Origin of the sequence: Halomonas sp. 25-S5 (genome assembly GCF_029889845.1) — a bacterium.
Taxonomy (GTDB): Bacteria; Pseudomonadota; Gammaproteobacteria; order Pseudomonadales; family Halomonadaceae; genus Halomonas.
Map to the genome: position 1 here is coordinate 93,801 of NZ_JARANV010000013.1, position 10,382 is coordinate 104,182.

Here is a 10,382-nt window from a genome sequence, read left to right on the forward strand (position 1 = left end):
TCTGCGGTGGACTGGTGTTACGAGTTCTGGCCGTCGCTAGCGGCGCTGGCCTTGGCCATTTCCTGAACACGCTGCATCAGTTCCGGGTCCTGCTGAATGGCCTGGCCGATGGCGTTGAAGGTATCCACCTCGAGACCGCTGTTCTGAACGGCCTTGACCATCTCATCGTTGGCCTCCTTGCGGACGTCCTGCTGGGCCTGCTTATCCTCTGCCGCCTGCAGCTGCTGGGTGTACTCCTGAGAGATCACGGCGATCTCCTGAGAGGCGTCGGCAAACTGCTGCAGCTGCTGGTCGGAGAAGTCCTGGGCCGGGGCAGTCGCCTGCGGCTGCTCTGCGTTGTTCGCCGCAGCGTCATCCTGCTCGGCCTGCGCTTGGGTGGCAGCGAGGCCGAGGGAGAGCAATGCGGCCGAGAACAGTGCAGTCATCCGTTGCATGAATACCTCCAGGGTGTTGCGTTATGAATGTGCCACCCTGTGACGCCCGGCGTCGCGGCGAGTTCACAGAGTGTTGTAACGGGTTGTAAGAAAAGGCGCTCCCCTTCAAGGAGCGCCTTCGATACCTCATCGGATCTAGCGCCTGACGTCAACCATAGGCCAGGTTGGGCAACCAGGTCACCAGCGCCGGGAAGAGGATCACCAACAGCAATCCCACCGCCTGGATGCCCAGGAAGGGGAAGGAGGAGCGGAAGATCTGCGCCATGGTGATATGCGGTGGACAGACGCCCTTGATGTAGAACAGCGCATAGCCGAACGGCGGGCTGAGGAAGGACATCTGCATGTTGACCAGGTAGATGACGCCGAACCACAGCGAGACATCGGCCGGGTCGACCCCGGGCAGGCCGAACACGCCGTTGAAGCTCAGGCCCTGGATCAAGGGAACGAATATCGGCACGGCCAGCAGCAGGATGCCGACCCAGTCGAGGAACATCCCCAACGCCACCAGCAGCACCATCATCAGCATCAGCACCGCATAGGGACCAAGGCCAGCGCCGGAGATCAGCTCCTGCACGAAGCTCTGACCACCCTGCAGGATATAGAAGCCGACGAAGATGCTGGCACCGAAGATGATCCACATCACCATCGCCGAAGCCACCAGGGTGGTCATGCAGGCGGCATGGAGGTTGGGCCACGTCAGGCGCCGGTGCATCGCCGCCACGATCAGCGAGCCGAAGGTGCCGATGCCGGCCGCTTCCACCGGGGTGGCAATGCCGGTAAAGATGACGCCCAGCACCAGGATCACCAGCACGATGGGCGCCAGCATGTTGCGCAGCAGCCGCAGCTTCTCCTTCATGTCGACCCGGTCCTCGACCGGCATCGGCGGCGCCATATTGATGTTCAGGGTGCCACGCAGCCAGCAGTAGAAACCGTACATGAAGGCCAGCATCAGGCCGGGGATCAGCGAGCCGAGGTAGAGCTCACCGACCGACTGCTGGGCAATCACGCCGTAGATGATCGCCAGAATCGACGGCGGGATCAGGATGCCCAGGGTCCCGCCGGCCATGATCGAGCCAATGGCGATCTCCGGGTCGTAGTTGCGCTTGAGCATCGCCGGCAGGGCGATCAGGCCCATGGTCACCACCGCGGCGCCGATCACGCCGACCATGGCGGCCAGCAGGGTCGAGGCGATGACGGTGGCGATGGCCAGCCCCGCCTTGAGGCCGCCCATCCACTTGTAGACGACATCGAACAGCTCCTCGATGATGCCGGCTTTCTCCAGCACCGACGCCATGAAGATGAACAGCGGGATGGCTGAGAGCTGGTAGTTGGTCATCATCGGGAAGATGCGCGAGGGCATCAGGTTGAGCATGGCCTGGTCGCCGATCAGATAGAGAAAGGCCACCCCCAGGCCGCCGGTAACGAAGGCCAGCGGTAGGCCCGCCACCAGAACCACCATCAGCGAGCCGAACATCACCAGCGTCAGGGCACCGATGCCAACGGAGCCGAGGCTGTGCTCGAGGCTGCCCGCCAGGCTGTCGTAGTCGGTCACCGCGATGTTGATCATCTCGAAGACCATCCAGGCCGCCAGCACGAAGGCGATGATCAGCAACACGCGGGCGAAGGTCCGACTACCGGCATGCAGGCGCCAGTGGTAGCGATACGCCTGGGCGTCACGTACCAGCTGGCCGAACCCCTGGAGCAGCAGCAACAGCGCACCGAAGAACATCATGAACTTCACCGGATAGAACTCGATGGCCCACTCGGTGAAGGAGGTCTCGTTGGCGTAACTGGTACCGAAGAAGAACTGGTCACTCACCGACTGGGAGAAGAACTTCCAGCCGGTCGTCAGCAGCGCGATGGTGAAGATGAAGAAGAACACCGAGGTCACCAGGTCCAGCGCCGCCTTGTTCAGGGGCTTGGCCCGCTGGTAGAGGATGTCGACACGCACATGCCCCCCCTCGCGCAGGGCATAAGCCCCGGCCACCAGATACTGCATGCCGAACATCAGGGTCATCGACTCATGGACCCAGTTGGTCGGCGAGTTGAAGGCGTAGCGCACCAGCACTTCGTAGGCGAAGGCGAAGGGGGCGATCAGCGCCCAGTAGGCCACATAGCGGCCGGAAAACCCGGAAACACGGTCGACAATGGTGGTGAACAGGTTGCCGGGTGGCTGGTAGCCAACCTCGACCTCCTCGCCGGCGGGCACTTCGGCGGTATCACCGCCATCGATGGTGCCACCGCGCCGGAAGCTGCGGTTGACGAAGAACATCACCACCAGCGGCAGCAACAGCAGCACCGACCAGTAGAGCCAGTGCGGAAGAACGAAATCAATCTCAAGATTCATGGATACTCCTCCGCGACACCATCACCTCCCGGCGATGGCAACGGAACATCGAGTCGACGGGATGCGGGATTAGTAGTGGTCACTCTACCCAAGCCGGGTGCTGCGGCCCGCAGGCAGCAACACCCGGCATGGTAGAGCAGGTCAGCTTACAGGTTAAGCTCGTAGTCCTTGATGTCTTCCGGCGTGATCAGCGCCACGGCCGGGTCCATCATGGTGTCGAGGTGTGCCTTGAACAGGCGCGCGGCGTCCTTGTCCTTGTTGGCCCACTTGAACCACAGCGGCACGGCAACCTCGCGGAAGCGGTCAGCGTCGTTCTCCGTGAGGTGGATGACCTCGACGCCCTTCTCCTTGTACTTCGGCCAGGCCTCGGCGTTGGCCTTCTGGATTGCCGCGTAATGCTCGCGGGAATAGGCGGCCACCAGATCGTGCATCAGGTCCTGGACATGAGGAGACATGCGCTCGAACACACGACGGTTGACGGAGATGTCCATGAGGTCGACGGCCTGGTGCAGGCAGGGCGTGGAGGGCGGCCCCATGATGATGTAGTCGGCGACCTGCCAGAAGCCCAGCTCGAAGTTGTTGGCCGCGCCGGTATAGTCGGCCGCGTCGATGGTGCCCTTCTCCAGGGCCGGATACACCTCGGAGCCCGGCAGCAGGGTGGTACGGGCGCCGGCGGCGGCGAAGGTCTCGGCGACGATGCCGCCCGGCATACGAAGCTTGACCCCCTTGAAGTCGTCGAAGCTGCGCAGCGGCTTCTTGGAGTGGATCAGGTTCATGTCATGGTGAACATAGCCCAGCAGCTCCTGGCCCTGCTTGCGGTACAGGTCCTTGGCGATGTCGAAGCCGCCGTAGGCGCCGAACATGATGTCCCACTGATGGGGCATCGACAGGCCCATCGGGTAGGCGGTCAGGAACACGCCGGCGGGCATCTTGCCCGGCCAGTAGACGGTGAACCAGTTCTGGCCGTCGAGCACGCCGTTACGTACGGCATCGGCGACTTCGAAGGCACCGGCCACGGCACCGGCGGGGAAGGGCTCGATGGTCACCTCACCGCTGGTGGCCTCCGCCACCCCCTTGGCCCACTGCTCGAAGATGCGATAGCCCGGCGTTCCTGGCGGCCAGGAGGACTGCATGCGGATACGGATGCCTTCCTGCGCCTGGACGTTGCCGACCCAGGGGGCCGCCACGGCCGCCGCCGACCCGACGGCCGCCGCCTTCAGGAAGTTACGCCGGCTCGGGGTCTTGAACTCCTTGAGGACTTTCGTGTTGTCGTTGTCGTTGTCGACGGATGAGATGCTTGACGGCTGCTTGTCGTCTTGCATGGCATGGTCTCCTGGTTGGGTAGCGAGCCCGCACTCGTGGGCGGGCATCAACGGGATCTTGTTGTTTTCTTCCCTGTGCCATCTCGCGTGCCAACTCATCCTGATGATCGGCCGGCACACACGACCCGCCATCCTTAGGGGCCTCCGGGAAGATTCCACTTATCTGGAAACGTCTTCCATAGCGAAAGTTAGCGAAAACCCCACCCCCGGCCAATAGCGGCTTTCAACGCAAGGCCACTTCAACCATTGGTCAGACCATGGACACTCTGAATCCAACATCCTGTTCATACTGGCAAAATCATGGTCTGACCAATTTTCCGTCGCGGGAACGCCTACGACCAAAGCACGAGCCGCGAGAGTGGCATCCGGTGCGCCTGACCGCGATGATGCCCCCACCCCCTGACCTTGGAAGCCTTTGCCATGACATCGGAACGTCACCACCAGGCCTGGCTGGCCACCATGCCCGTCCTCTTCGTGGCGCTGTGGAGCACCGGCTTCATCGGCGCCAAGTTCGGCCTGCCCCATGCCGAGCCCTTCACCTTCCTGTTCGTGCGCTTCGTGCTGACCCTGGCCCTGCTGGTGCCGCTGGTCGTGCTGCTGCGGGGCGGCTGGCCACAGGGGCCGCAGCTGTGGGGACACATCGCGGTATCCGGCCTGCTGGTTCACGGTGCCTACCTGGGCGGGGTCTTCTATGGCATCTACCAGGGCATGCCGGCGGGGCTGGCCGCCCTGCTGGTAGGGCTGCAGCCCCTGCTGACCGCTGGGCTCGCCGGCCCCCTGCTGGGTGAGCGGCTGGGGCGCCTGCAGTGGCTAGGACTGGTGATGGGACTCGCCGGCATTGCCCTGGTGCTGGGCGGCAAGCTCGACCCGGGCGAGATGCTGTTCCGGGGGTTCGGCCTCGGGGCGGTGGCCAGCGTGCTGGTGGCACTGGTCGGCATCTCGCTGGGCACCCTCTACCAGAAGCGTTTCTGCACCGGCATGCCGCTGCTCTCCGGCACCGTGGTGCAATATCTCGGCGCCGGGACGCTGCTGGGACTGGGCGCGCTGCTGTTCGAGACCCGGCAGATCGACTGGGCGCCCACCTTCCTGCTGACCCTGGCCTGGCTGGTGCTGGTGCTCTCCATCTCCGCCATCCTGCTGCTGATGGCGCTGATCAAGCGCGGCGAGGCCTCGCGGGTAGCTAGTCTCTTCTACCTGGTCCCGCCGGTGACGGCGCTGGAGGCGTGGTGGCTGTTCGACGAGCGCCTGCCGCCCCTGTCGCTCGCTGGCATGGCCATCGCCATCGCCGGCGTGGTGCTGGTGGTGCGAAGCGGCCCTCAGAGCCGCTCGAGATAGCCGGTGCCGCCGAGGTTGCGCATCTGCTGGCGGATCCAGGCGCTGCGTCGCTCCACCAGGGGGCCGGGGCGCGCCGCATCACGGCCACGGGGATCGGGCAGGATCGCCGCCAGGCGGCTGGCCTGAGCCTCGCTGAGCTGGCCCGCGGAGACGCCGAAGTAGTGGCGTGAGGCGGCCTCGAGGCCGAACACCCCGCTGTCCCACTCGACGATGTTGAGGTAGACCTCGAGGATGCGCTGCTTGGGCCACAGCGCCTCGATCAGCAGGGTGAACCAGGCCTCCAGCCCCTTGCGCACCCAGCTGCGCCCGGTCCACAGGAAGAGGTTCTTGGCGGTTTGTTGGCTGATGGTGCTGGCCCCTCGCAGGCGACCGCCGTTGCGGCTGGCCTCCCAGGCCCGGCGCATCTCGCCGAGGTCGAAGCCGTGATGTAACGGGAAGCGCTGGTCCTCGGCAGCGATCACCGCCAGCTTGGCGTGGTCGGAAAGGCGTTGCCAGGGCTGCCACTGGTGGCGGATGTCGAGGGACTCCCCGGCGACCCAGGACTGGACCTTGCGCTCCACCATCACCATGGAGCCGAAGACCGGTACCACGCGAAGCAGCAGCACCAGCAACAGGGAACACACCACGAAGCCCAGCACGGTGCGCCACAGCACCCGCCAGGCCATCTGCCACCACTCCCTCATCACGCCCCCTGCTCGGCCATGGGCTCCCCTCGCCCCGTCCTGAATACCCGCCAGTATAACGACGCTGCCTCCCCGAAGGGAGGCAGCCTGTCATACTGGCGAGCTCCTGCGCCCGATCAGCGCTTGTTCAGTCGCTCGGCATGGTAGCGCAGGTGATCCTCGATGAAGCTGGCGATGAAGAAGTAGCTGTGGTCATAGCCCGGCTGGCGCCGCAGGGTCAGCGGGTGGTCGTGCTCGGCGCACACCGCCTCCAGCCGCTCGGGGCAGAGCTGCTCCTCCAGGAAGTCGTCGGCCTCGCCCTGGTCGATGAACAGCGGCTGGCTCGAGGCCCCGCGGGCCACCAGCTCGCAGGTATCGTACTGGGTCCAGAGGCCGCGGTCCTCCCCCAGGTAGCCGGAGAAGGCCTTCTGCCCCCAGGGGCACTCGCTGGGATTGACGACCGGCGCGAAGGCCGACACCGAGCGGTAGTGACCGGGACGACGCAGCGCCATCACCAGGGCGCCATGCCCACCCATGGAGTGGCCGCTGATCGACTCGCGGCCGTTGACCGGGAAGTGCTGGCGCACCACCGAGGGCAGCTCCTCGGCCACGTAGTCGTACATGCGATAGTGCTTCTTCCAGGGCTCCCGGGTGGCATTGACATAGAAGCCGGCCCCGCTGCCGAAGTCGTAGCTGTCATCTTCGCCCGGCAGGTCGGTGCCCCGCGGGCTGGTGTCCGGGCAGACGATGGCCATGCCGAGCTCGGCGGCGACCCGATGGGCGCCGGCCTTCTGCATGAAATTCTCGTCGGTGCAGGTCAGCCCGGAGAGCCACCAGAGCAGCGGTACCCGCCCGGCCTCGGCCTGAGGGGGCAGATAGATGGAGAAGGTCATCTCGCAGTCCAGTGCCCGGGAGCGGTGGCGATAGCGCTTGTGCCAGCCACCGAAGCTCTTGTTGGCCGAGACCAGCTCGATGTGTTCGGTCATGGTCATGGGTCAGGCTCCTGAAGGCTCAGTAGTGGAGGACGGTGCGGATGCTCTCGCCCCGGTGCAGCAGCTCGAAGGCCTCGTTGATCTTCTCGAAGGGCATGTCGTGGGTGATGAAGTCATCGATGTTGATCTCCCCGTTCATGTAGCGCTCCACGTAGCCCGGCAACTCGGTGCGCCCCTTCACCCCGCCGAAGGCGGAGCCCTTCCAGACTCGGCCGGTGACCAGCTGGAACGGCCGCGTGCTGATCTCCTCGCCGGCACCGGCCACGCCGATGATCACCGACTCGCCCCAGCCCTTGTGGCAGCACTCCAGCGCCGAGCGCATCACGTTGACGTTGCCGATGCACTCGAAGGAGTAATCGACGCCGCCATCGGTCAGCTCGACGATCACCTGCTGGATGGGGTCGCTGTAGTCCTTGGGGTTGACGACGTCGGTGGCACCGAACTGCTCGGCCAGCGTGAACTTCTCCGGATTGACGTCGATGGCGATGATCCGCGCGGCCTTGGCCATCACCGCGCCCTGGATCACCGCCAGGCCGATGGCGCCCAGGCCGAAGACGGCCACGGTACTGCCCGGCTCCACCTTGGCGGTGTTCATCACCGCGCCGATGCCGGTGGTCACCCCGCAGCCCAGCAGGCAGATCTTGTCCATCGGCGCCGCCTTGGAGACCACGGCCAGCGAGACCTCGGGCAGCACGGTGTATTCGCTGAAGGTGGAGGTGCCCATGTAGTGATGCAGCATCTTGCCGTCCAGCGAGAAGCGCGAGGTGCCATCCGGCATCACGCCCTTGCCCTGGGTGGCGCGCACCGCGCTGCACAGGTTGGTCTTGCCCGAGAGGCAGAACTTGCACTGGCCGCACTCGGCGGTATAGAGCGGGATGACGTGGTCCCCGGGCTGGACGCTGGTGACGCCCTCGCCCACTTCCTGGACGACGCCGGCCCCCTCGTGGCCCAGCACCGCCGGAAAATTGCCCTCCGGGTCGGCACCGGAGAGGGTATAGGCGTCGGTATGGCAGACGCTGGTCGCGGCGATCTTCACCAGCACCTCGCCGGCCTTGGGGCCCTCGACGTCGATCTCGACCAGTTCCAGGGGCTTGCCGGCTTCCATGGCGACGGCGGCGCGTGACTTCATGGCTTCGTTCTCCTTGGGGATGTAATGAGCCTGACGACAGTTTAGGCAATTCGGTGCCTCGGGTTAAGCTCCCGCGACCCCCATCAATTGCTGCGCCTGCCTCACTGCGCACCAAGAAGACGGGCGCCCCGCGGGGCGCCCGATGGCGTTACGGCCACTTGGGCCTACTTGAAGTTCTTTTTCACCATCTTCTGGATCTCGCCGACGATGCCGCTGCGAAAGCTCAGCACGCAGACCACGAAGATCAGGCCGAGGATCACGCTCACCCAGTTGCCCAGCGGCGACTGCGCCAGCTGGGTCTGCAGGCTGACCACCAGGCCGGCGCCCATCAGCGGGCCGAACAGGGTGCCGACCCCACCCAGCAGGGTCATCAGGATCACCTCGCCGGACATGTGCCAGTGGGCGTCGGTCAACGAGGCCAGCTGGAAGACCACCGTCTTGGTCGAGCCCGCCAGTCCCGCCAGCCCGGCGGAGAGCACGAAGGCCACCAGCTTGTAGGCATCCACGTTGTAGCCCAGGGAGACCGCCCGCGGCTCGTTCTCGCGGATCGCCTTGAGCACCTGGCCGAAGGGCGAATGCACGGTGCGCTGGATGATCGCGAAGCCGATCACGAAGACCGCCAACACGAAGTAATACATGTTGAGGTTGTCGGCGAGGCTGATCAGCCCGAACAGCTCGCCGCGCGGCACGCCGTGCAGGCCGTCCTCGCCGCCGGTGAAGGGCGCCTGGATGAAGAAGAAGAACATCATCTGCGCCAGCGCCAGGGTCACCATGGCGAAATAGATCCCCTGGCGGCGGATCGACAGCACCCCGAAGAGGGTGCCGAGCACCACGGCGGCGAGGGTGCCAATCAGGATGCCCATCTCCGGGGTCAGCCCCGGGTAACTGGCCAGCATGATGCCGGTGAAATAGCCGCCGGTGGCCAGAAAGGCGGCGTGCCCGAAGGAGAGCAGGCCAGCATAGCCGAGCAGCAGGTTGAAAGCGCAGGCGAACAGCGCGAAGCACAGCACCTTCATCAAAAACACCGGGTAGATGGCGAGCGGCGCCAGCAGACCGATCACGATCAGCACCAGGTAGAGGCCATTGCGACGCAGCCGGGCGTTGCGCTGCCGCTGCATGGCGGGGGTCAGGTGGTGGGTGGTGGCCATCACGTCATGCCTCCTTGCCGAAGAGTCCCGCGGGGCGCATCAGCAGCACCAGGATCATCACCAGGAAGATCACGGTGTTGGCCGCCTCGGGGTAGTAGACCTTGGTGAGGCCCTCGATCAGGCCCATGGCCAGGCCGGTGAGAATGGCCCCCAGGATGGAGCCCATGCCGCCGATCACCACCACGGCGAAGACCACGATCAAGAGGCTCGAGCCCATGGTCGGCGACACCGGATACAGCGGGGCGGCCAGCACCCCGGCGAAGGCGGCCAGCGCCACGCCGAAGCCGTAGGTCAGGGTGATCAGTTGTGGCACGTTGACGCCGAAGGCCTGCATCAGCGCCGGATTCTCGGTGCCGGCGCGCAGGTAGGCACCCAGGCGGGTGCGCTCGATGATGAACCAGGTGCCCAGGCAGACCACCAGCGCCGCCACCAGCACCCAGGCACGGTAGATGGGCAGGAACATGAAGCCCAGGTTGACGCCGCCCTGCAGCGCCGCCGGTGTCGGGTAGCTCGAGCCCGACACCCCGAAGAAATTGATCAGGGTACCCTCGAAGATCAGGGCCAGGCCGAAGGTGAGCAGCAGCCCGTAGAGATGGTCGAGATGGGCGATACGCCGCAGGATCAGGCGTTCGATCACCATGCCCAGTCCGCCCACCACGAGGGGCACCAGCAGCAGCGCTGCCCAGTAGTTGAGCCCCAGGTATTGCAGGCCCATCAGCGCGGCGAACGCCCCCAGCATGTACTGGGCGCCGTGGGCGAAGTTGACGATCTTCAGCAGGCCGAAGATCACCGCCAGCCCCAGGCTGAGCAGCGCATAGAAGGCACCGTTGATCAGGCCCAGCATCAGCTGGCCCATGAACACCATCACCGGCACCCCGAAAATCATCGTCATGTCATGGACCTCCCGTTAGAGGGGCGGCGGCCGAGGCCGCCGCCGCTTCCGCTTCCAATCAGTTGTTGACCAGCTTGCCCTGGCTCTCGGCGAGCGGCCGGTAGGCCGCCGCGGCGGGCAT

Annotated in this window: 9 protein-coding genes; 1 reads left to right on the forward strand and 8 read right to left on the reverse strand. The window is 65.3% G+C overall.

Annotation, left to right across the window (positions count from 1 at the left end):
- Nucleotides 1-17 precede the first annotated feature (17 nt).
- From OP498_RS10910 to dctP, 3 genes are all read right to left on the reverse strand, one after another.
- The gene (locus OP498_RS10910) at nucleotides 18-434 is read right to left on the reverse strand and encodes a DUF4168 domain-containing protein (RefSeq protein ID WP_280553525.1); all 417 of its coding nucleotides are present in this window, start codon (nucleotides 432-434) and stop codon (nucleotides 18-20) included.
- Between the two features lie 148 nt (nucleotides 435-582).
- Nucleotides 583-2,781 (reverse strand): TRAP transporter large permease subunit, encoded by a 2,199-nt coding sequence (locus tag OP498_RS10915; RefSeq protein ID WP_280550220.1) that lies wholly within the window; start codon nucleotides 2,779-2,781, stop codon nucleotides 583-585.
- A gap of 146 nt (nucleotides 2,782-2,927) precedes the next feature.
- Nucleotides 2,928-4,103, reverse strand: coding sequence for a TRAP transporter substrate-binding protein DctP (gene dctP, locus OP498_RS10920; protein ID WP_280550222.1), 1,176 nt, complete (start codon nucleotides 4,101-4,103; stop codon nucleotides 2,928-2,930).
- 420 nt (nucleotides 4,104-4,523) lie between these two features.
- Here dctP and OP498_RS10925 point away from each other — a divergent pair, with 420 nt between their 5' ends.
- Nucleotides 4,524-5,438: a DMT family transporter gene (locus OP498_RS10925; RefSeq protein ID WP_280550224.1), complete on the forward strand. Its 915-nt coding sequence runs from the start codon at nucleotides 4,524-4,526 to the stop codon at nucleotides 5,436-5,438.
- On the opposite strand, the gene mtgA is transcribed toward OP498_RS10925, so the two are convergent.
- The 5 genes from mtgA to OP498_RS10950 form a co-directional block, all read right to left on the reverse strand.
- The gene (mtgA, locus tag OP498_RS10930; protein ID WP_280550226.1) at nucleotides 5,420-6,121 is read right to left on the reverse strand and encodes a monofunctional biosynthetic peptidoglycan transglycosylase; all 702 of its coding nucleotides are present in this window, start codon (nucleotides 6,119-6,121) and stop codon (nucleotides 5,420-5,422) included. The genes OP498_RS10925 and mtgA overlap by 19 nt on opposite strands.
- 116 nt (nucleotides 6,122-6,237) lie before the next feature.
- Entirely contained in the window at nucleotides 6,238-7,092 is an 855-nt protein-coding gene (gene fghA / locus OP498_RS10935) for an S-formylglutathione hydrolase (protein ID WP_280550228.1), read from the reverse strand.
- A 19-nt stretch (nucleotides 7,093-7,111) separates the two neighbouring features.
- The gene (locus tag OP498_RS10940) at nucleotides 7,112-8,221 is read right to left on the reverse strand and encodes an S-(hydroxymethyl)glutathione dehydrogenase/class III alcohol dehydrogenase (protein WP_280550229.1); all 1,110 of its coding nucleotides are present in this window, start codon (nucleotides 8,219-8,221) and stop codon (nucleotides 7,112-7,114) included.
- A 164-nt stretch (nucleotides 8,222-8,385) separates the two neighbouring features.
- Complete coding sequence (locus OP498_RS10945; RefSeq protein WP_280550236.1) at nucleotides 8,386-9,369, reverse strand: branched-chain amino acid ABC transporter permease; 984 nt, start codon at nucleotides 9,367-9,369, stop codon at nucleotides 8,386-8,388.
- Nucleotides 9,370-9,373: 4 nt separating this feature from the next.
- Complete coding sequence (locus OP498_RS10950; RefSeq protein WP_280550230.1) at nucleotides 9,374-10,261, reverse strand: branched-chain amino acid ABC transporter permease; 888 nt, start codon at nucleotides 10,259-10,261, stop codon at nucleotides 9,374-9,376.
- Nucleotides 10,262-10,382 lie beyond the last annotated feature (121 nt).